The sequence below is a fragment of the Bordetella tumbae genome (genome assembly GCF_054780995.1).
Genome location: NZ_BAAGVG010000012.1, coordinates 107,283 through 128,869, shown reverse-complemented (window position 1 = coordinate 128,869; position 21,587 = coordinate 107,283). Strand labels below are relative to the sequence as shown.

Here is a 21,587-nt window from a genome sequence, read left to right as displayed (position 1 = left end):
AGCCCCCGTCAGGCCTCGACTTGTGATCCCCTCACCGCAGGTCTGATTCCCTGCATGCTCCGTTCTTGATCGGCCCGCGGTGTGCGATGACCGCTCAGTGTGCAGCGATTACACGGGTTCCATCACGCACTGCAACGGATGCTGGCGTTCGCGCGCGTACTGCGCGACCTGGGAAATACGCGTGGCCGCCAAATCCCGTGGATAAACACCACAGACGCCGCGGCCCTCATGGTGCACCTGCAGCATGATCCGGGTAGCCTCTTCTTGATTCTTGCGGAAGAACTTTTGCAGGACCTTCACCACGAACTCCATGGGGGTGTAATCATCATTGAGCAACACTACCTGGTACATGGGCGGCGGCGCAGTACGGGACGCCTGTTTCTCCACGACGAGGTCATGCTGTGTATCAAAGGTCGAACTCATAAGGCGGAATTGTATTGAAACAATGGGCGGCAACGCCGCGTATTACTTAAAATTACACGTACAGATGCGTAATTTCCACACTTGACGGTTTAAAGAAAAGCAGAGCATTATCCACGCATTCGGAGGCTATCTTGTGTCAACAAGCGTCTTCGGAGCCGGGAGGCAATGGTTTAGGCCAAAAGTTTCTGTCAAATATACGATTCAAATGAGGCAGTCCGCATGTCTGATACGACCGCAACCGCCGTCCAAGGGGACAATCCCAAATCGACGGGCACCGTCAAATGGTTCAACGACGCGAAAGGTTTTGGCTTCATTACGCCTGACGATGGCGGTGAAGATCTGTTCGCACATTTTTCGTCGATCCAGATGAATGGGTTCAAAACCCTGAAAGAAGGCCAGAAAGTGGCATTCGAAATCATCCAGGGACCTAAAGGCAAACAGGCGCTGAATATTACGGCGGCCTGACGCCCAGTATCATTATCGCGCCGAACGATAGACAAACCGGACCTATGGCAGGATTGTTTTAGAATGCGGCGTCATTACCCAGGCGGGGCATAATGCCCCGCCTTGTTATTTTCTGCTGCTTTCGGGTCTCATGGTGATTCATCGTTTTGCGCGGTTTGTGCGCGCCCTCTCCCGCTGTCTTGTCACTGGGCAACATTCTCGTTCACCGCTGCTCAACACCCGCACGGCCAGCACACTGGCAGCAGGCGCGCTGACGAGCGTACTCCTGAGCACGGCGAGTATTCCCGCTGCAGCGCAAACACCCACCGGCCCTCAAACCGGTTTGCCCATCACCAAGTTGACCGCGGGGATCCACGTCATCCGTGCCGAAGTCGCCAACACCGACGAAACCCGGCGCATCGGCCTGATGCTGCGCAAGAGCCTGCCCGACAATAACGGCATGCTGTTCGTGTTCGACGAAGCAGACATGCAGTGTTTCTGGATGCGCAATACGCTGGTGCCCCTGTCGATTGCCTTCATCGCCGATGACGGCACCATCGTAAATATGGCCGATATGGCGCCGCAGACCGATGAGCCGCACTGCTCGGAACAGCCGGTGCGCTATGCACTGGAAATGGCGCAAGGCTGGTTCGACACCCATGGCGTTGCAGCGGGCCAGCGGCTGAGTGGCATTTCCCAGTAAACGCGCTGGCAAACGCGTTTGACACGCTGCCGGCATGCGCGACGGGACGAATGCCGTGGACCTGTGATGGTGTGATCTAACGGAAAAAGCCCCCACGCTACGCCTTCGGCTTGCTGCCCCCGTGGGGGCATTTTTTGTTTTGGGGCGGCCCGGCAACAAAAAAGCCCCCACGCTGCGCCTTCGGCTTGCTGCCCCCCGAGGGGCGTTTTTTGTTTTGGGGCGGCCCGGCAACAAAAAAAGCCGGTAAAACCGGCTTTTTTTCATCCGGGCAGGCGGCGCCGAAACGCCGCTGCCCTGGTATTACACGCGCTCGAGCACCACGGCAATACCCTGGCCCACCCCGATGCACATCGTGCACAGCGCATAGCGGCCGCCCGTGCGATGCAATTGGTTGATGGCAGTCGTCGCCAGACGGGCACCGCTGGCCCCCAGCGGATGGCCCAGCGCGATTGCGCCGCCGTTCGGGTTCACGCGCGCATCGTCGTCAGCGATACCCAGATCACGCAACACGGCCAAGCCCTGCGCGGCAAAGGCCTCGTTGAGCTCGATGACATCGATCTGATCCAACGTCAGGCCGGTGAGCGCCAGGACCTTGCGCGTGGCCGGCGCCGGGCCCATGCCCATGATTCGCGGGGCCACGCCAGCGGTAGCCATACCCACGACGCGCGCACGCGGCGTCAGGCCATGACGCGCTGCGCTGGCCTCGTCTGCGAGCAAGAGCGCGGCCGAGCCGTCATTCACGCCCGACGCATTGCCGGCCGTGACCGAGCCGCCTTCGCGGACCACGCCTTTGAGGCGGCCCAAGGCTTCGAGATTGGTTTCGCGCGGGTGCTCGTCTTTATTCACGACGATGGGGTCGCCCTTTTTCTGGGCGATCGAGACCGGCGTGATTTCGGCGTCGAAATAGCCCTCTTTTTGGGCGCGAGCCGTTTTGGATTGGCTAGCCAGAGCGAATTTATCCTGGTCCTCGCGGCTGATCTTGAAATCGTCCGCCACGTTTTCCGCCGTTTCCGGCATGGAATCGACGCCGTATTGCGCCTTCATCAGTTTGTTGACAAAGCGCCAGCCGATCGTCGTATCGTAGATCGAGGCGCTGCGCGAAAACGCGCTCTCGGCCTTGCCCATGACGAACGGCGCGCGGCTCATGCTCTCGACACCGCCAGCCAGCATCAGGCCAGCTTCGCCGGCGCGAATGGCGCGAGCCGCCGTACCCACTGCGTCCAGGCCAGAACCACACAGACGATTGACCGTGCCGCCGGGGACGTCCACGGGCAGGCCCGCCAGCAATGCCGCCATGCGGGCGACGTTACGGTTGTCTTCGCCGGCCTGGTTGGCGCAGCCCAAGATCACATCGGTCAATTCTTCCCAGTTCACGCCCGGATTGCGCGCCATTAGGGCCTTGATAGGCACTGCAGCCAAATCATCGGCGCGCACGGGGGCCAAAGCGCCACCGTAACGGCCAAAAGGAGTACGGATGGCATCACAAATGTAAGCGTGCACGGTCATGGATCGAAGCTCGTAAGAAAAGTGAATGACAAAAAAAGATAGCGTTCGATCTTACGCCACTCGACCTTGCACCGGCACAGTGCACAGCCAGAGCGTCCATTCTTTGGACGCAGTCCACCGTATGGACATCTTGCTCTGCGGTGACCGGTTATTTTGTCGTACGGCCAACCTCGACCTGAGCCTGCCGACGATACCGACCGGCAGCAAAATGATAAAACGGCTGAGGACAAAACTGCCGGGCAATCACGGACGCCGACAGAGAACCTACCAATAGCCAGAACAGCATCGGCTGGCTGCCTGTCATCTCCATCACGATCACGCTCGCGGTCAACGGAGACTGCGTCGCCGCCGCCAGAAACGCCGCCATGGAAATCAGCACCAGCACACGGCGATCAATCTCGCCGCCAGTCAGTTCCCAGATATGCTGGCCGATACCGGCGCCTGTCGTCAACGCGGGGGTGAAAATGCCTCCCGGTATTCCCGCCCAGTATGACGCCACCGTCGCCCCCAGTTTGGCCAAGCCAAAGGCCGCCGGCCCCTCGGCCTCGCCGGAAAGCAAGCCACTGGCCACGCCATATCCAGTGCCATAGACAGTCTGACCGCTCAATACGCCCAGCACCGCCAGAATCAATCCCATGGCGGCAGCCGTGTAAATGGGATGGCGACGAATCCAGCCACGCCAATTGGCGGGCGCGACCCCAGAAGCGCCTTTACTCAACAACCGGCTGAACACGCCGCCTAGCACGCCATTAGCCAAACCGCATAGCAGCACCCACAACACCATATAGTTCGGCAGCGCCTGGCCGCCAAAGGTGCCGAAATACGGGTTATTTCCCGCGACGGCGACGACAAGAAACCCAGAGGCCAGCACGCCGATCAATACCAGGCGTTGCCAACGCAGGATAGTGCCGCGCCCCAGCTCCTCGATCGCGAAAATGACGCCGGCCAACGGCGCATTAAATGCGGCAGCCAAGCCTCCGGCCGCACCTGCCGCGATAAGCTCATTTGCATGAAAACCGCGTAACGGCACCCCTTTGCTGCGCCAGAATCGTCCCCAGGCCAGCATGACGGCCGCACCGACCTGTACCGACGGCCCTTCCCGGCCGGCGGAGGCACCAGCGGCCAATCCCAAAAAGGTCAGTGGAATCTTCAGCAGCGTCTGCCGTATCGAAACCAGGCTGCTTTGTGCGGCGCCGGGCGGCAAGGACAACGAACCGATGACTTGCGGGATCCCGCTACCTGCCGCATTGGGTGCCCAACGGATTGTCATCCAACGCAGTATCGCAAAGGCGGCGGGCAGCACGATGAACGCGAGCCAACCGGCACGCGAGGTCCAGGCATGGTTCCATTCCAAGGCCAGATCGGCCAACCACGCAAATCCCAGGGACACGAGCGCCACCAACGCCGCGCCGCCCAACAACAAACTGAGCTGCAGGCTCTTGCGCGAGAGACGGCTGAATTGCCGCAATTTACGACGGGCGAGCAGCGACAGACGCGAGAACGGGCTGCGAGGAGGCGAGGTCGTGGACATCGCCGCATTTTGCCAGAATCGTAACGAAACAACCGGACTGAGCCCGTGAAATATGGCTCAAGAAAAGCACCATGCGCCGTTTCAACCGAGGTTCGATCGGTACAAATACGATGACAGGGCTCAATAAAAACGCCCAGCCTGGGCTGGGCGTTTTCAACGAAACTGGATACGACTTAGGCGAAGTTTTTCGCAGCGAAGTCCCAGTTCACCAATGCCCAGAAGTTTTCCAGGTACTTGGGACGGGCATTGCGGTAGTCGATGTAATAGGCGTGTTCCCACACATCACAGGTCAGCAAAGGCTTGTCTGCGGTGGTCAGCGGGGTAGCAGCATTGCTGGTGTTGACGATGTCCAGCGAGCCGTCGGCCTTTTTGACGAGCCAGGTCCAGCCCGAACCGAAGTTGCCAGCAGCCGATTTGTTGAAGGCTTCTTTGAAAGCGTCAAAGCTGCCCCATTTGGCATTGATGGCATCGGCCAGTGCGCCCGAGGGTGCGCCGCCAGCGTTGGGAGCCAGGCTGTTCCAGTAGAACGTGTGATTCCAGATTTGTGCGGCATTGTTGAATACGCCGCCCGAGGATTTTTTGACGACATCTTCGAGCGACGCGTTTTCAAACTCGGTGCCCGGGACCAGATTATTCAGGTTCGTGACGTAGGTCTGATGGTGCTTGCCGTAGTGAAACTCGAGGGTTTCTTTGGAGATATGCGGCGCCAGGGCGTCCAGCGCATAAGGCAGGGGAGGAAGCGTAAATGCCATGAGAGTTCCTTCTTGGTTGATTGCACGATCAAGCAAATAGATTGTATCGGCTCTTTAGCCTGCACTCTGGGTTAACCCAGTGCAGCGCGGGGTTACGCGAAAGGAGAATCAGTCTTAAGCAATCCGGGTCGAGCCAGCCACGGTCGCAACATCAAACGTCATGCGTATCCAGCACTTGCACCTGCGCCCCGCCGCGCGCGAACGTCAAATTCAGCGCCTGGCCTTTGGCCAACGGTGCGGCGTCACGCAGGATATGGCCTTCGGCATCCCGCACGATGGCATAGCCTCGCGCCAAAGTATGCTGCGGATCCAGAGCACGCAAATGCGCACTGACGGCAGCGATCCGAGCCTGGCGAGTGGCCAGTTGGCGTTCCTGGGCTTGATGCAGACGGCGGGCCAACGCGGCCACGCGCTCGCTCGCCCGGCCGGTATCGGGCGTGGCGTGTGCCAGACGCTGCACCAACATCCCCAGTCGCGCTGTCCGCCGGCCGTGAGGCCCCTGCCACGCGGACTGCAGCCGATGACGCAGCGTATTCAGGCGTTCGGCCTGATGCGCCAAACGGCGTGCGGGCGACACCAACTGCGCCGCGGCGCGATCCAGCCGTTGCGCCGCCTGGTCGAGGCGGCGCTGCTGCCCCCGCGTCAGACGCTGTACGGCATGGCCGATGCGCGCCAACAAATCCGCTCGCGGCACGCAGGCCAACTCTGCCGCCGCCGTCGGCGTCGGCGCGCGCACGTCGGCCACAAAGTCTACGATCGTAAAATCGGTTTCGTGCCCTACCCCACTAATAATAGGAATGGCGCTCGCCGCCACCAGCCGGGCCAGGGCCTCGTCGTTAAAGCTCCAGAGGTCCTCGATACTGCCACCGCCACGCACCAGCAACAGCGTATCGACCTCTTGGCGAGCATTGGCCAATTGCACCTGGGCAGCCAATCTTGCTGCCGAATCCGCTCCCTGGACCGGAGCGGGGTAAATCACCACCGGCACTTGCGGCGCACGGCGAGCCAAGGCAGACAGCACATCCCGCAACGCCGCCGCATGCAACGAGGTAATCACGCCAATGGCGCGCGGCAAGGCGACCGGCTCACGCTTGACGCTTTCGTCAAACAAGCCTTCCGCGGCCAACTGGGTCTTCAGGCGCAGAAATGCCTCGTACAAATTCCCCAAGCCGGCACGGCGCATGGCGTCGGCCTGCAATTGGTAGTCCCCTCGAGGCTCGTACAGCGACACACGAGCCCGGATTTCAACCTGGTCGCCGGCTCTGGGCACAAACCCCACGGCGGACGCACGGCCACGAAACATGACCGCCCGCACAGCGGCCCGGCTGTCTTTCAGTGTGAAGTACCAATGTCCCGAGGCGGCTTGGGTGAAATTGGAAATCTCGCCGCGCACCCACAACGGCGGGACATTGCGCTCCAACAATTGGCCCACAGCCTGATTCAACTGGGCAACTGTCAGGATATCCCGCGTAAATACGTCGTTTGTGACGAGAAACTCAACTGTCATAAGGCTTTCCAGAGAGATAACTGTCCACAGGGCGCGCCAAGTGGGCCGCGATGATACCGCAAGCCGGCAAATCGTGCAGCGCTGCCCGCAACGCTAGCAAATTCGTAATAAGCAATTGATTTATATGTAGAAATTTACCAACCCCAAATGGAGGCAACAGGCCCAATCCAGCGCAAAGCCAGCATCTATCCATGTTTAGCCTTAGTTTTGCACAGAATTATCCACAAAATCTGTGGATAGATTGGAGGTTATCCCCCGCCCCCGCCCCGGCCTTGCCATAGCCCCCTTCTGACCGGTACAGTGCGCGCTTAAATCGGCTGCGACCTTCACCGCAGCCCTCTCCCGGAGCCCTTCTTTTGCTGTCCATTATCCGCGAAGCCGGCTGGCCAATCTGGCCGCTGCTGATTACCTCTATCCTGGGCCTGGCGTTGATCGTCGAACGGCTGCTGTCCCTGCGCCGCAATTTGATTTTGCCGAAAGGCTTGGCCGAGCAAGTGCTGGAAATGCAGCGCAACAGCCAGGACAGCCCTGAAGCACTGACCCGGCTGGAACAGCATTCGCCTATGGGCCGCATTCTGGCCGAAGTCCTGCGTCACCGGAATCAACCGCGCGAGGTCCAGCGCTCTGCCGTCGAAGACGTCGGCCGAGCTGTCGCGCACGATCTGAACCGATATATTGCCGCGCTCGGCACGGTTGCCGTCATCGCCCCCTTGCTCGGTCTGTTCGGCACCGTCGTGGGCATGATCGAGATTTTTGCGTCGTACACCCCCGCTGGCGGTGACCCCGCCCAATTGGCGCGTGGCATTTCCATTGCGCTGTACAACACCGCCTTCGGCATCTTGATCGCCATTCCCGCCATGATCGCCCACCGTTATCTGCGCAGCCGCGCCGATAACCTGCTCAATGACATGGAACAGGCCGCGGCACGCCTCGCACGGCTGAGCCGCCCGACTGTTCCGCCCAGGGCCCAGCCATGAATTTTCGCAGCCGGCGCGGTGACCGCGATGAACTCGACATCAATCTGATCCCCTTGATCGATGTCTTGCTGGTGATCCTGATCTTTCTGGCCGCCACCACGTCTTTTGCCCGTTATACGCAATTGCAGATCACCCTGCCCGAGGCCGCCATCGAGCAAGACACCGCTCCCGAGATCACGCTCGACGTCAGTCGCGATGGCCGCTATGCCTTGAACGGAACAGTGATCGACGCCGCCAACGCCAGCGACATCGCCAACATGCTCGCCCTGGCGGCGGCGGGGAAAGAATCCCCCATGTTGCTGATCAACGCCGATGCGCAAGCCACGCACCAATCCGTCGTCAACGTCATGGAGGCCGCTCGCCTGGCGGGTATCAGCCGCGTCAATTTTGCCGCTCAGAACGCCCGGTGATCCCCGCCGTGCCACGCAACCCCTCGTCCCCCTCGCCGTCCGCATCAGGCGTTATGCAACGTCATTGGCAGCGTGACGGCTGGCTGGCCACCCTGCTGCGCCCGCTTGCCGCCCTGACGGGGTGGCATGTGAAACGACGTCGCGCGCAGTATGTGAATGGCCAGCGTCCGGTTTATCGCGCCCCCGTGCCAGTGGTCGTGATCGGCAACATTTATGTCGGCGGTACGGGTAAAACCCCCGTGGTAATCGCAACCGTACAGGCGTTGCGCGAACGCGGTTGGACACCCGGCGTCGTCAGCCGGGGCTACGGCGTCAAAATCGGCCCCCAGGCCCGGGTAGGTCGCGGTGAACTAAATCCTGCGGACTTTGGCGACGAACCCGCCTTGATCGCCCATACGAGCGGCGCCCCTGTAGCGGTGCATCCGCGCCGCGCACTGGCCACCCAAGCCCTGCTGGAACAGTACCCGCAAACGGATGTCATTGTGTCCGATGACGGCCTGCAACACTTGGCGTTAGCGCGTGACGCGGAAATCGTGGTGCAGGACGAACGCGGCGTCGGTAACGGGCACCTGTTGCCTGCCGGACCATTACGCGAGCCCGTATCCCGATTGAATACCGTGGATGTCATCGTCACGAATCGGTCTGCCGGTGGTACGCAATCGATATCATCGGCCAGCGACAGCCGGACTGGCCCCAGGCACACCGACATGCAGTTGCATCCCGATGCCGCCCGCCAGATCGCAACGGGCGTGCAACGTGCGCTAGCCGACTTTGCCGATCCATCGGCCTTTCGCCGTGTTGCCGCAGTGGCCGGCATCGGTAATCCCAACCGATTTTTCGCAACCTTGCAGGCGGCCGGCATACAGCCGGATCCTTGCGTAGCGCTGCCCGATCATTACGACTATCGTCAGTCCCCCTTTGAATCCGTGCAGGCCGAAGCGATTTTGATCACCTCGAAAGACGCGATCAAATGCCAGACTCAGCGTGATGCGCGCCTCTGGGAAATCCCGGTCCGGGCGCAGTTTTCCGATCCGTCGTTGTTCGATTGGCTCGACCAACATCTGCGCAAAATCGCCGATCGGCGCAAACACCACCGCGCCCCTGGCTAAAAACGTCACATCGAACCTCGCATCTCGGGTAGCGCTGCGTCCGTTCCGGCCCCAAACTGCTTTAGAATTACGCCTATGGAATCCCGCCTACTTGATACGCTCGTCTGCCCGCTTTGCAAGGGCCGTCTCGACTACGACCGCGCCCAGGCCGAACTGACCTGCCGCGCCGACCGCCTGGCCTACCCCGTGCGTGACGGTATTCCCGTCATGCTCGAGTCCGAGGCCCGGTCGCTGGACACCCCTCGCCCCGACGCAGCGGCATCGTGAGCTTCATCGCCCTGATCCCCGCGCGCATGGCGTCCACACGCCTGCCCGACAAGCCGTTGGCCGATATAGCCGGCAAACCCATGGTCGTGCGCGTGGCGGAGCGCGCCGCGGGTTCGCAGGCCGCACAAGTCACCATCGCCACCGACGATACCCGCGTGCAGCAGGCGGCAGCCGAACACGGCTATCAAGCCGTATTGACCCGTGCGGACCATCCCACCGGTACCGATCGCCTGGCCGAGGCCGTCGAACAACTGGGTCTGGCCGATGATGCCATCGTCGTCAACGTCCAGGGCGACGAACCGCTGATCGATCCCGCGCTCGTCGACGCCGTCGCAGCACTGTTGCTCGATCATCCCGATGCCGACATCGCGACGTGCGCCTGTCCCCTGGCCGACGCTGAGTCCCTCTTCAATCCCAACGTCGTCAAGGTCGTCTGCGGCGCTGACGGACGCGCCTTGTATTTTTCGCGCGCGCCGATTCCGTGGGCTCGCGATGCCCTGGCCAGTGGCGAACGCGTATTGACCCCTGGGTTACCGGCACTGCATCACATTGGCTTGTATGCCTACCGCGTGGCATTTTTGCGGCGTTTTCCGCGTCTGCCTCAAGGCGCACTGGAACGTTTCGAGGCCCTCGAACAACTGCGCGCGCTCGAACATGGCCACACCATCGTCGTACATCGCACTCCGCAACCTCCCATGGCTGGCGTAGACACCCCTGCAGACCTCGATCGGGTCCGTGCGTGGTATGCCAATCACTCCCAATGACGGGTTTTCCCTGATTCTGGTAATCACACCAGCCCCCGCGTTGCGGCATAATCGTCCTCATTCTTAAAATTCATCCACTATTCAGGAGCTCCTCCCATGCGTCTCATTCTGCTCGGTCCGCCCGGCGCCGGCAAAGGCACCCAGGCCGCCTTCGTCACCCAGCAGTTCGCCATCCCGCAGATTTCCACCGGCGATATGCTGCGTGCGGCCGTCAAGGCCGGCACCCCGCTCGGTCTGGAAGCCAAAAAGGTCATGGACGCAGGGGGTTTGGTTTCTGACGACATCATCATCGGCCTGGTGCGAGACCGTCTGAAACAGCCCGATTGCGCCAACGGTTATTTGTTTGATGGCTTCCCGCGTACGATTCCTCAGGCTGATGCACTCAAAAGCGCGGGCGTCGCACTCGACTACGTCGTCGAAATCGCCGTCCCCGAAGAAGACATCATCGAGCGCATCAGTGGCCGTCGCGTCCACCCGACCAGCGGCCGCAGCTATCACGTGCGCTTTAATCCGCCCAAGGTCGCGGGCGTGGACGATGTCACCGGCGAGCCGCTGATCCAGCGCGACGACGACAGCGAAGCCACCGTACGCAACCGTCTGGCCGTCTACCAAAGCCAAACGCGCCCGCTCGTGGACTACTACTCGTCCTGGGCCGACGCAGGCGATGCCAAGGCGCCCAAATACCGCAAGATCTCGGGCGTAGGCGCAGTTGATGAAATCAAGACTCGCCTATTCGAGGCGCTGGCCAGCTAAGGCCTTCGCGCTGCTCTCTGACGCCGTGGCACGCCACGGCGTTTCTTTGAACCTCTCCCTCTGAAGAACCCGTATGGAAATCGCGAACAAGGTATTCATTGTGACTGGCGGGGCCTCCGGCCTGGGTGCCGGCACCGTACGCATGCTGGTCGAAAACGGCGCAAAAGTCGTCATCGCCGATGTTCAAGACGAGCCCGGCGAAACCCTGGCCAAAGAGCTGGGCCAACGCTATGTACATTGCGATGTCACCCAAGAAGCTGACGGCCAGCGAGCCGTCGCTGCCGCCCTCGAGCTGGGTGCACTGTTCGGCCTGGTCAACTGCGCAGGCGTCGCCCCTGCCGCCAAGATCGTCGGCAAAAATGGCGCCCATCCGTTGGATCTGTTCCAGAAAGTCGTCTCGATCAACCTGATCGGCAGCTTCAACATGATGCGCCTGGCCGCTGAAGCCATGAGCAGCAACACCCCCGAGCCAACCGGCGAACGTGGCGTATTGATCAACACCGCCTCCGTTGCGGCATTCGATGGCCAGATCGGCCAGGCGGCTTACGCCGCCTCAAAAGCCGGCGTCGCGGGCATGACCCTGCCGATCGCGCGCGATCTGTCCAAAGCCGGTATCCGTTGCATGACCATCGCACCGGGGATCTTCGGCACGCCGATGATCTTCGGCATGCCCCAGGACGTTCAGGACTCTCTGGCCGCCAGCATCCCGTTCCCCGCGCGCCTGGGTCGTCCAGAGGACTACGCCAAACTGGTGCACAGCATCGTCACCAACGACATGCTCAATGGTGAGACCATCCGTCTGGATGGTGCCATCCGCATGCCGCCAAAATGATGCAAGCCCTGCGCACCGACGCTGCAGGTGCGCACCATGCCGTCCCGGGCATGCCCGGGACGGCACTCCCCCCGACGGCATGCGCGTTTTTCTTGCCGTTTTTTTGCTCCCTGTCACCCCATGAGTCTGTTTCGCTCGGCTGCTACGGTCAGTAGCTTCACGCTGTTGTCACGTATCACCGGTTTGGTTCGCGACATTCTGGTCGCGCGCGCCTTTGGCGCCGGGCCGTTGACAGATGCATTCTGGGTCGCGTTCCGGATTCCGAATCTGCTGCGGCGCTTGTTCGCCGAGGGAGCATTCGCCCAGGCCTTCGTGCCCATCCTGGGCGCTGCCCGCAACGAACGCACAGACGACGAAGTACGCACCTTGTTGGACCGGGTGGCGCTGTTGCTGACTTTGGCCCTGATGGCCGTCACCCTTATCGGCATTCTGGCCGCCCCCTGGGTCGTCACCGCCATGGCCAGCGGCTTGCGCGGCGAAGCTCGCGGGACTGAGTTTGGTGCAGCAGTGTGGATGACACGGATGATGTTCCCGTACATCCTCTGCATGTCGCTGGTGGCCTTTGCCTCGGGGGTCCTGAACACCTGGCGGCGCTTTGCCGTACCGGCTTTCACTCCCGTTCTGCTGAACGTCGCCATGATCGGGGCATGCCTATGGCTGGCTCCGCGCATGGACATTCCCATTTACGCCCTGGCAATTGGCGTCATGGCGGGCGGTATCGCCCAGCTGGCCGTTCAATGGGTTGCCCTGGCGCGCCTGGGCCTGACGCCCCGCTTTGCGACCAATCTGCGTCAAGCCTGGGGTGACGCTACGGTCAAACGCATCCTGAAGCAAATGGCGCCAGCCACCTTAGGCGTATCCGTGGCGCAAATATCGCTGCTGATCAATACCAATATTGCCACCTGGCTCACGCCAGGTAGTGTTACATGGCTATCGTTCGCCGATCGCTTGATGGAGTTTCCCACCGCATTGCTGGGGGTCGCACTGGGCACCGTATTGTTACCCAGCCTGTCGGCGGCACACGCGAAACAAGACCTGGCCGGCTATTCCGCTCTGCTGGACTGGGGGCTGCGGCTGGTGATGTTGCTGGGCTTGCCGGCGGCGTTAGGCCTGGCCCTGCTGTCGGACGGACTGGTGGCCACACTCTTTCATTACGGCGCTTTTCAGGCGCAAGACGTCACCCAGACCCGACTGGCCGTGATGGCCTATTCCGTCGGCCTGATCGGGATTCTCAGCGTGAAAATCCTGGCGCCCGGCTTTTATGCCCAACAAGATATCCGCACACCGGTCAAAATCGCCATCATGGTGCTGATTGTGACCCAGCTCATGAATCTGGCCCTGGTCCCCACACTGGCTCACGCGGGCCTGGCGCTGGCTATCGGCCTGGGCGCCACGCTCAACGCGCTGGCCTTATTGTTCGGTCTATTGCGCCGCGGGACTTACCACCCCAGCGCAGGCTGGCTCGCATTCACATTGCGGCTGCTGCCTGCCCTGGCAGCCTTGGCCGCCGTGCTTTACTACGCCGACGGCCATCTGGATTGGATAGCGTTACAAAGCCACCCGGCGCAACGCGCGCTTTGGCTGGCCGCCGTACTAGCCGCCAGCGGACTGGCCTACTTTGCTGTGCTGTTTATTTTTGGTTTCCGCCTACGCGATTTCGGCCGCCGGCGCAGCAAATAATCTCCCGTGGATTGTTAAGAATAAAAAAGTTTTTAACTTTATTTAAAAGAATATTCACAGTTAATGTAAATTAAAGTAAAAATAGCATTATTATTTAACCTTCAATAGCCGTTCGGATTCGCTTATGGGAATGATGCCTCCCTTCAGCCACGCGTCCCCTCTGGCAAACCAAGCCATTGATTGGCTGTTATTGCTGCGCTCAGGCCGTGCTACGCAGCACGACTACGCAGAGTTCCGCGCGTGGCGCGATGCTCACCCTCAGCACCATCAAGCCTGGCAGACTTTGACCACCAGCATCGATGGCGCAGCCTTTGATCAGTCCAACGATTCGCCTCTCTCATCGGCGACCGCCTCCTATAGCCGGCGCCGCTTCCTGGCTCGCACGGGGCTCGCGGTACTCGCTGGCGGGGCTGCAGCGTATGCATGCAACGCGCTTTACCCGCTGCAAAACTTGACGTCGGATGCAGCGACCGGGACTTCCGAGCGGCGTCGTTACACCCTCACCGATGGCAGCAGCTTGCTCCTCGATGCCCGCAGCGCCTTGGACCTGAGCTATACCCCGTACTTACGCCAGCTTAATTTGCAAAGCGGTGCGGTCACTATCGCGGCTACCGCGAACGAAAACCGGCCATTCCTGACAAAGACTGCCGAGGGGCTGATTCGATCTCACGGTGCCCGCTATATGGTGCGCCAACAATCGCATCGCACGCTGGTTGTGGCGCACGACGAGCCGATCGAAATCCAGACCCGTGCTGGTGCACATACCATTTTGCAACCCGGCATGGGTATGCGATTTGATGCGCTTCGCCTGGGTGAGCCCAGCCGCGAAATGGCCGCCCGAGCCGCCTGGGAACAGGGACGCATCGTGGCGCGCGACGTGACACTGAATGAAATTGTCGAGACACTACGCCCCTACTATTCGGGGACACTACGTGTTACCGTAGCAGCTGGCGGTTTACCCGTCTCCGGCGAATATTCGCTCGATGACATTAACGGAACATTGCGCAGCCTCGAACAGGACCTGCCCATTACGGTGCAACGTTTCACGCCCTGGGTTACCTCCATTGCCGTTGCCTCGACCTGACGTAGCGCTACTTCAGCTGCCCTCGCGACACGCCCATGGCGCTCTGGCACAATCTTGAGATACAACGCTAGAAATTCCTTGCAATCCCCGGCAAACTTGCTACAATGTTGGACTTTGCCGAATTCACTTAATTAATCAACACATGGCCAATACCGCCCAAGCCCGCAAACGCGCTCGCCAATCCGTCGAGCGTAACAAGCACAACTCCAGCCTGCGCTCGATGCTGCGCACCGCCATCAAGCGCGTACGCCAATCGATCGAAGCCGGCGACAAGGCGGCGGCTAGCGACGTGTTCCAAAAAGCCACCAGCGTGATCGATCGCGTGGCTGACAAGAACATCATCCACAAAAACAAGGCCGCTCGCCACAAGAGCCGCTTGGCTGCCGCCATCAAGGCGCTGGCCTAAGCCATTCTGCTGCCCCTGCTCTGCAGGGCTGCATGAATACGGCAAAACAAAAGGATGCCCGTGGGCATCCTTTTGTTATTGCAGCAACGGTTTTCGCATGCCGCCGCTGATCCCAGGCTCCGCCGAGGCATGTATGCCTGCGCGACATGCGCCAGCAAACAAATCGGCCGGACCGCCGGCCGATTTCGCTTACTTTGCAAACGCCTCGCGCAACGCAAAGGTCGCTTGTTTGAACACGCCCAGGTCTGTGCCCACCGCGACAAAATGCATGCCCATGTCCAGATAGCGGCGCGCATCTGCCTGCACAGGCGCCAACGTGCCGACGGCCTTGCCCTGGGCGGTGACGCGGTCATATAGATGGCGAATGACCTCTTGCACCTCTGGATGCCCCGGATTGCCCAGATGCCCCAGGCCCGCCGCCAGATCCGACGGACCAATAAAGATCCCGTCCACGCCCTCGACCGCCGCGATGTCGTCGACGGCATCGACGCCGGCTCGGCTCTCGATCTGCAACAACACGCAAACGTTGTCGTTGATCGTCGTCAGATAATCCGGCACCGTGCCGTAGCGGTTGCTGCGCTGCGCGCCCGCCACACCGCGGATCCCCTGCGGCGGATATCGCGTCGCGGCGACGGCACGGCGCGCCTCGTCTGCCGTCTCGATAAACGGGATCAACAGGTTATAGAACCCGATATCCAGCAAACGCTTGATCTCGACTGGATCGTTCCACGACGGCCGGCCGATCGCCGCGCTGGTGCTGCCCTGCAGGGCCTGCAACTGCTGCAACATCAATGGGACTTCGTTAGGCGAGTGCTCGCCGTCGATCAGCAACCAATCATAGTTGGCCAGGCCTGCCAGCTCGGCGGTAATGTGGTTGGACATGCACATCCAAAAGCCGATCAGCCGTTCGCGGGCCAGAATCTGCTGGCGGAAACGGTTAGGCAACGGTGAACTCATGATCACTTCCTTGGATAAGTAGAACGCTCCCGTTGCGGCACAAAATCCAGCAACGAGAGCCAAAAACGTGGCGCGACACGCGGCCCCTGGAAAATATCAATCAAACGCAGCGTCAGAGGCTCAGGCTGCGCCAACAGGGGTCAGGACGTAGTCCACCCCGCTACGCTCACAAATGGCGCGCAGGCGCTCTTCCAACGCCAATGGGATGGGAATGCCCTCACGCAAGCGACGCTCCCGCTCGACGGCCTCGGGCTCTCCGGCCACCTGCACGGGCTTGGCCGGGTCGGCCGGCGGCGTCTCATGCAAGGTATCGATCGCCTCGTCCAGCTCGTCCTCAAATGACCCCGACTCCCGGAATGCATCCGGATTCAGCGCCAAAAAGAAATGCCCGATATCGTCGGGATCGCCCGGACGACGCACCGCGGCCTGCCGTGCCGCCAAGGCACTGCCGCTCAACGTGCCGCCCAGGATTTGCGCCATCATTGCCAGACCATAGCCTTTGTGACTGCTCATGGCGGCGGTACCGCCCAGCGGCGTCAATCCGCCCTCGCGGCGATCAAAGATATAGCGCATCGCTTCAGCCGAATCAGTCACATTGCCGCCCTGGCCATCGACCGCCCACCCTTCCGGCAGGGGCTTGCCATGAAAGTCGTACACCTTGACCTTGTTCGCTGCCACCGTAGTCGTGGCCATGTCCAGCACAAATGGTTCGTTCTGTGCCGCGGGCGCCGCGAACGCAATCGGATTGGTCCCCAGCATCGGAAATGCGCCATGCGTGGGCACCATGATCAGCGTCGTCGCACTACTGGTGACCAGACCCACCGTGCCGCGCCGCACCGCCATGCGCGCGTAAACACCTGCCGCGCCGAAGTGATGCGAATTTCTTACCGACACGGCGCCTACGCCGTGTTCCAGGGCCTTGTCTACCGCCAGACTCATCGCTTGCGCTGCAACGGGATACCCCAGGCCTGCCATACCGTCGAGCAACGCGGTAGACGCAGCCTCGCGCACCACACGAGGCCGCGCACCGATCTGCAAAGTACCCGCGCGCAACTTGGCCTCGTACGCAGGCAACATCGAAATGCCGTGCGAATCGACCCCCAGCAAATCCGTTTCTGCCATCAGATCCGATGTGGTGACCGCCAGATCCTCCGGCATCCCCCACGCCATCAATACAAGCCGTATTTGCTGACGCACCTGCTGCGCCGGCACATTGGTCACTTGGCTACTCCCACCCTTCACTACCGTTCTCCTTCGGGCTTCACACCCTTGTTCTCAACGGGCATTCACCCGTATTGCCACCCATACCTGCGTTCAACAACACCGCATCGCGCCCAGCCGTTGGATTCTCATTGATCGCGTTCACGATCCACCAAGCGATGACGTGCCTGACCCAGATGGAATTGCATTGCCACCCGCGCCCGCTCGCCATCCTGCTCGCGTATCGCAGCCAAAATGGCAGCATGCTCATCCACCACACGCTGCGCACGCTGACGTGACCCGGTCCGCGTCAGGCTCAATGTCAGACGCATAAAACCACTGATCGACTCATGGATCGATTCCAGCACGCCCAGGTAATAATCGTTGCCCGTCGCTTGCGCAATACAGGCATGAAAGGCCAGGTCTGCTTCGGCCGAAATATGGCCGCGCTCCAGCTCGTCCACGAACGCAGCATGCGCCTGCTCGATCTGATGCAACTCCTCGTCCGTGCGCCGCATCGCTGCCAGACGAGCAGCATCGCCCTCCAGCGCCATGCGGATCTCTTGGGCACGTAAATACGCCCCTACATTCTGCACATCGTTAAACGTTTTTAAACGCGGGGCGGGCTGATGACTGACAAACGTCCCCAAGCCCTGGTGCGCCGTTACCAACCCATCAGCACGCAAGCGCAATAGCGCCTCGCGCACCACCGGCCGCGAGACACCAAAACGCTCGCAGATCTCGTGCTCGGACGGGAGTTTGTCGCCGACATTCAGCCCGCCCTCGACGATCTGCTCAAAGATCTGGCCATACAACTGATCCGCCAAACGCACGCGCTGGCCTCGCTCCAGGACCAGGGCGCCGCTGCTCGGCTTCTCGATCAATGCCGTGCCCACCTCGTTCGTACCTGCCCCCGCGTTCGCTGCCGGGGCCAAGGGTTTCGCATTCGCCCTGCGCGCCCCTGGGCTCGCTGCTCGTTTACGTGTAGTCGCCATGACCCGTTAACCGCCAACCGCCCCTTGCGTGTTCACATACAAGGCATAAATGGAATGCGACGACGCCATGAACAGGCGATTGCGCTGCGCACCGCCAAAGCACAGATTGGCACAGCGCTCAGGCAAATGAATGTGACCCAGGCGTTTGCCTTCAGCCGAGACGACCATCACGCCGTCCTTGCCCTCACCCATGCCCCAGCCCAGCCACAGATTGCCGTCCACATCGCAGCGCATCCCGTCGATGGTGCCGCCTTGCGCATCCAGGAACACACGGCCGTTGGACAGCTTTTTGCCCCCATCTGTCACGTCATACACATGGATCAAGCGGTTCGGCGTAGCGCGCCCTTCGACCACATACAAGAGCGCCTCATCAGGCGAAAAGCACAAACCATTGGTCCCCTTCAGATTGGTGATCATGGCCTCGCCTTTGCCCGTCTGCGCATCGATGCGATAGACCGTATGCGGCATTTCGGCCTTGGCCTTGCGGCCCTCGTAATTTCCGCCGATCCCGAACGGAGGATCCGAGAACCAGATAGAACCATCCGAATGGCAAATCACATCATTGGGCGAATTCAGCGGCTTGCCTTCATAGCTATCCATCAGCACCGTGATTGAACCATCGTATTCCGTACGGGTGACGCGGCGCGTCAGATGCTCGCACGTCACCAGGCGGCCCTGCCGATCGCGCGTATTGCCATTGGAGTAATTCGAGGGCTTGCGAAACTCGCTGACTGCCCCCGTGGATTCGTCCCATTTCATGATGCGGTCGTTGGGAATATCGCTCCACAGCAAAAACCGCCCATCGCCAAACCACACCGGACCCTCATTCCAACGCATGCCCGTCGCAATGCGCTCCACGCCCGCATTGAACAACCGATAGGGTTCAAACGCCGCGTCCAGCACTTGTACCGAAGGATCGGGGTACGCAGCGGCAGGCTCCCAGGCACGCGCCCATGTGGGCAGCGTCACCGCCGCTGCGCCGACGCCCGCCAACCAACGTCGACGTCCGCTATTGACCGATGCTTCATCTCCAGGATTCGTCTGCTTTGATTCGAATACGGCAGCGGACTGTAGAGCAGGAATATCACGCATAAAGTTGTCTCCGGCTTATCGTTATCTTCGCTGTGCGAGCGTGCTCGCACTAGGGTATTTACTGCTAAAAATGCCGTGCTTATCACCGTACGATACGGCCTCGGAAAAGTATACTTGGTTGACAAGCATACTCTCAACGCTTGGTCTTGTTTTACAAGACTCCCTCTCACAAGATGCGCCAAAACGCGCACAGGAGACATCGTGAAGAAACTGATTAGCGCCATCGCAACCGCCAGCGTCACCTTGCTCGGCGGAACCGCTGCCCAGGCGGCCTCATACCCCGACAAACCCGTCACCGTCATCGTGCCCTTTGTGCCCGGCGGCTCGTCTGACATCACCGCCCGTTCAGTCTTGCCGGGCATGCAAAAGCTCCTGGGCCAGACCTTCGTGGCCGAAAACAAACCTGGTGCAAACAGCGCGATCGGCGCGCAGGCTCTGGCACGCTCCACGCCAGACGGCTACACCATGATGGTCGGTTCTATCGGCACCTTTGCCATTAACGAGGCCTTGTACAAAGAGCTCTCGTACAACCCCAGCAAAGACTTCACCTATCTGACTCAGGCCGTGCGTAACCCCAACATCCTGGTTGCACCGCCCTCGTTCCCTCCCAACACTGTCGCCGAGCTGGTGGAATACGCCAAGAAAAATCCCGGCAAAGTCTCGTACGCCTCATCCGGCACGGGATCGTCCGACCATCTGTCTGCCATCCTGTTTCGCCAACGCACCGGCACGACGGGCGTAGACGTCCCCTATCGCGGCGGCGGCGCGGCCATTGCCGACCTGATGGGCGCCCAGGTCAACGTCTCGTTCCAAAACCTGGGCGCGGTACAGAAACACGTGCAGGCCGGCAAACTGAAGGCCCTGGCCATCACCGGCGATACGCGCTCACCAGAACTGCCCAATGTACCCACGCTGGCCGAAGCCGGCATCAAAGACATGGTGGTGTACTCATGGCAAGGCTTTGCCGTACCTAAAGACACCCCGGCACCTGTCGTGAAAACCCTGTCCGATGCGCTGCGTACGACCCTGCGCGAACCCGGCGTGACGAAAACCCTGCAAGGCCTGGGCTTCGAGGTCGTCGCCAACACGCCCGAAGAGTTCGCCGCCTTCCAAAAAGCCGAGGTCGCCCGGTGGAAACAGGTCATCAAAGAAGGCGGCATTGAGTTGCAGTAAATCAAGTAGCATGTACTTTTTCCCACCCCAACCAACAACGACATGACCACAAAGCCACGCATTCTTCAGGTCGGCTCTCTGTCCGGCTCCCCTTCTGCCAACCAGCGGCTCGCGAACGACTACGACGTTTTCGAGCTCTGGAAACATGGTGATCGCAAAGCTGCCCTCACCGACTACGGCAAAGGCATCACCGCCGTGGTCACCTCGGCAACCATGGGCGCCGACGCCGACCTGATCAATGCGTTGCCTGATCTGAAAGCCATCTGCAGTTGGGGGGTGGGCTATGAAACCATCGACGTACAGGCCGCCCGTGCCCGCGGCGTGCTCGTCAGCAATACGCCCGACGTTCTGACCGACTGCGTGGCCGATCTGGCCTGGGGGCTGATGATCGCCGGGGCGCGCCGCATGAGCCTGGGCGACCGCTTTGTACGCGCCGGCCGCTGGGGCCAGGTCCATGGCAACATTCCGCTGGGCACCCGCGTCAGCGGCAAAAAACTAGGCGTGATCGGCCTGGGCCGTATCGGTCAGGCCATCGCCCGCCGTGGCGACGGTTTCGACATGGAGGTCCGCTATCACAACCGCCGTGCACGTACTGATGTGCCATACGGCTACGAAGCCTCGCTGGTCGATCTCGCTGCCTGGGCCGATTTCTTGATCGTTGCCACCGTCGGCGGCCCGGAAACCCGCCACCTGGTCAATCAGCAGGTCATCGAGGCATTGGGCCCCAAAGGCATCATTGTCAACATCGCGCGCGGCCCCGTCATTGACGAACAGGCCCTGACAACCGCACTCGAGAACGGCAAACTCGGTTGCGCCGCCCTGGACGTCTTCGAATACGAGCCCAAGGTACCCGAGGCCCTCGTCGATAGCGACAACACCGTCTTGCTGCCTCACATCGGCAGCGCCACCTACGAAACCCGCCTAGCCATGGAAGACCTGATGCTGGAAAACCTGGCATCGTATTTCCAGAACGGCAAGCTCGTCACGCCGGTCGAATAAATCCGCGGCATGATAGTGAGCCG

23 protein-coding genes are annotated in these 21,587 nt (G+C 60.9%); 14 read left to right on the top strand and 9 right to left on the bottom strand.

What is annotated here, in order from left to right; translation table 11 throughout:
• Positions 1-108: 108 nt before the first annotated feature.
• Positions 109-423, bottom strand: a complete 315-nt coding sequence (gene clpS, locus ACYVI2_RS11220; RefSeq protein WP_415822169.1) for an ATP-dependent Clp protease adapter ClpS — start codon at positions 421-423, stop codon at positions 109-111.
• Between the two features lie 219 nt (positions 424-642).
• Between clpS and ACYVI2_RS11215 the strand changes: the two genes are divergently transcribed.
• Together ACYVI2_RS11215 and ACYVI2_RS11210 are read left to right on the top strand one after the other, a co-directional pair.
• A complete protein-coding gene (locus ACYVI2_RS11215; RefSeq protein ID WP_006220277.1) occupies positions 643-888 on the top strand; it encodes a cold-shock protein in 246 nt (81 codons plus the stop codon).
• Positions 889-1,018: 130 nt separating this feature from the next.
• Positions 1,019-1,570, top strand: a complete 552-nt coding sequence (locus ACYVI2_RS11210) for a DUF192 domain-containing protein (protein WP_415822170.1) — start codon at positions 1,019-1,021, stop codon at positions 1,568-1,570.
• Positions 1,571-1,870: 300 nt separating this feature from the next.
• Here ACYVI2_RS11210 and pcaF read toward each other — a convergent pair whose 3' ends face one another.
• The 4 genes from pcaF to xseA all read right to left on the bottom strand — a co-directional run bounded on the left by pcaF (position 1,871) and on the right by xseA (position 6,866).
• Positions 1,871-3,076 (bottom strand): 3-oxoadipyl-CoA thiolase, encoded by a 1,206-nt coding sequence (gene pcaF / locus ACYVI2_RS11205; RefSeq protein WP_415822171.1) that lies wholly within the window; start codon positions 3,074-3,076, stop codon positions 1,871-1,873.
• A gap of 148 nt (positions 3,077-3,224) precedes the next feature.
• Positions 3,225-4,607: a chloride channel protein gene (locus tag ACYVI2_RS11200; RefSeq protein ID WP_415822172.1), complete on the bottom strand. Its 1,383-nt coding sequence runs from the start codon at positions 4,605-4,607 to the stop codon at positions 3,225-3,227.
• Positions 4,608-4,780: 173 nt separating this feature from the next.
• Positions 4,781-5,359, bottom strand: coding sequence for a superoxide dismutase [Fe] (gene sodB, locus ACYVI2_RS11195; RefSeq protein ID WP_094821736.1), 579 nt, complete (start codon positions 5,357-5,359; stop codon positions 4,781-4,783).
• Positions 5,360-5,510: 151 nt separating this feature from the next.
• Positions 5,511-6,866, bottom strand: a complete 1,356-nt coding sequence (gene xseA, locus ACYVI2_RS11190) for an exodeoxyribonuclease VII large subunit (RefSeq protein ID WP_460490306.1) — start codon at positions 6,864-6,866, stop codon at positions 5,511-5,513.
• Positions 6,867-7,222: 356 nt separating this feature from the next.
• On the opposite strand from xseA, the gene ACYVI2_RS11185 reads away from it, so the two are divergent.
• From ACYVI2_RS11185 to rpsT, 10 genes are all read left to right on the top strand, one after another.
• A complete protein-coding gene (locus tag ACYVI2_RS11185; protein WP_415819930.1) occupies positions 7,223-7,843 on the top strand; it encodes a MotA/TolQ/ExbB proton channel family protein in 621 nt (206 codons plus the stop codon).
• Positions 7,840-8,253 carry an ExbD/TolR family protein gene (locus tag ACYVI2_RS11180; RefSeq protein WP_415819931.1) on the top strand — a complete coding sequence of 138 codons (414 nt, stop codon included), beginning with the start codon at positions 7,840-7,842 and terminating at the stop codon, positions 8,251-8,253. Before ACYVI2_RS11185 ends, ACYVI2_RS11180 begins: the two co-directional genes overlap by 4 nt.
• 53 nt (positions 8,254-8,306) lie before the next feature.
• On the top strand, positions 8,307-9,362 hold the full coding sequence (gene lpxK / locus ACYVI2_RS11175; RefSeq protein WP_415819932.1) for a tetraacyldisaccharide 4'-kinase: 1,056 nt from the start codon (positions 8,307-8,309) through the stop codon (positions 9,360-9,362).
• 75 nt (positions 9,363-9,437) lie between these two features.
• Positions 9,438-9,629, top strand: coding sequence for a Trm112 family protein (locus ACYVI2_RS11170; RefSeq protein ID WP_415819933.1), 192 nt, complete (start codon positions 9,438-9,440; stop codon positions 9,627-9,629).
• Positions 9,626-10,393, top strand: coding sequence for a 3-deoxy-manno-octulosonate cytidylyltransferase (gene kdsB, locus ACYVI2_RS11165; protein WP_415819934.1), 768 nt, complete (start codon positions 9,626-9,628; stop codon positions 10,391-10,393). The genes ACYVI2_RS11170 and kdsB overlap by 4 nt, the downstream gene beginning before the upstream one ends.
• Positions 10,394-10,489: 96 nt before the next feature.
• Positions 10,490-11,146 (top strand): adenylate kinase, encoded by a 657-nt coding sequence (adk, locus tag ACYVI2_RS11160; RefSeq protein ID WP_415819935.1) that lies wholly within the window; start codon positions 10,490-10,492, stop codon positions 11,144-11,146.
• 73 nt (positions 11,147-11,219) lie between these two features.
• A complete protein-coding gene (locus ACYVI2_RS11155; protein ID WP_415819936.1) occupies positions 11,220-11,978 on the top strand; it encodes a 3-hydroxyacyl-CoA dehydrogenase in 759 nt (252 codons plus the stop codon).
• 120 nt (positions 11,979-12,098) lie between these two features.
• Positions 12,099-13,658, top strand: a complete 1,560-nt coding sequence (murJ, locus tag ACYVI2_RS11150) for a murein biosynthesis integral membrane protein MurJ (protein ID WP_415819937.1) — start codon at positions 12,099-12,101, stop codon at positions 13,656-13,658.
• A 133-nt stretch (positions 13,659-13,791) separates the two neighbouring features.
• Positions 13,792-14,742: a DUF4880 domain-containing protein gene (locus ACYVI2_RS11145; RefSeq protein ID WP_415820019.1), complete on the top strand. Its 951-nt coding sequence runs from the start codon at positions 13,792-13,794 to the stop codon at positions 14,740-14,742.
• Between the two features lie 142 nt (positions 14,743-14,884).
• Positions 14,885-15,148: a 30S ribosomal protein S20 gene (gene rpsT / locus ACYVI2_RS11140; protein ID WP_415819938.1), complete on the top strand. Its 264-nt coding sequence runs from the start codon at positions 14,885-14,887 to the stop codon at positions 15,146-15,148.
• Between the two features lie 189 nt (positions 15,149-15,337).
• On the opposite strand, the gene garL is transcribed toward rpsT, so the two are convergent.
• From garL to ACYVI2_RS11120, 4 genes are all read right to left on the bottom strand, one after another.
• A complete protein-coding gene (garL, locus tag ACYVI2_RS11135) occupies positions 15,338-16,105 on the bottom strand; it encodes a 2-dehydro-3-deoxyglucarate aldolase (RefSeq protein WP_415819939.1) in 768 nt (255 codons plus the stop codon).
• Positions 16,106-16,225: 120 nt separating this feature from the next.
• Complete coding sequence (locus tag ACYVI2_RS11130) at positions 16,226-17,317, bottom strand: Ldh family oxidoreductase (RefSeq protein ID WP_415820020.1); 1,092 nt, start codon at positions 17,315-17,317, stop codon at positions 16,226-16,228.
• A 137-nt stretch (positions 17,318-17,454) separates the two neighbouring features.
• The gene (locus ACYVI2_RS11125) at positions 17,455-18,300 is read right to left on the bottom strand and encodes a FadR/GntR family transcriptional regulator (RefSeq protein ID WP_415819940.1); all 846 of its coding nucleotides are present in this window, start codon (positions 18,298-18,300) and stop codon (positions 17,455-17,457) included.
• A gap of 6 nt (positions 18,301-18,306) precedes the next feature.
• On the bottom strand, positions 18,307-19,392 hold the full coding sequence (locus tag ACYVI2_RS11120) for an SMP-30/gluconolactonase/LRE family protein (RefSeq protein WP_415819941.1): 1,086 nt from the start codon (positions 19,390-19,392) through the stop codon (positions 18,307-18,309).
• A 201-nt stretch (positions 19,393-19,593) separates the two neighbouring features.
• Here ACYVI2_RS11120 and ACYVI2_RS11115 point away from each other — a divergent pair, with 201 nt between their 5' ends.
• Both ACYVI2_RS11115 and ACYVI2_RS11110 read left to right on the top strand, forming a co-directional pair.
• The gene (locus ACYVI2_RS11115; protein WP_415819942.1) at positions 19,594-20,565 is read left to right on the top strand and encodes a Bug family tripartite tricarboxylate transporter substrate binding protein; all 972 of its coding nucleotides are present in this window, start codon (positions 19,594-19,596) and stop codon (positions 20,563-20,565) included.
• 42 nt (positions 20,566-20,607) lie between these two features.
• The gene (locus ACYVI2_RS11110) at positions 20,608-21,564 is read left to right on the top strand and encodes a 2-hydroxyacid dehydrogenase (RefSeq protein ID WP_415819943.1); all 957 of its coding nucleotides are present in this window, start codon (positions 20,608-20,610) and stop codon (positions 21,562-21,564) included.
• Positions 21,565-21,587: the final 23 nt, after the last annotated feature.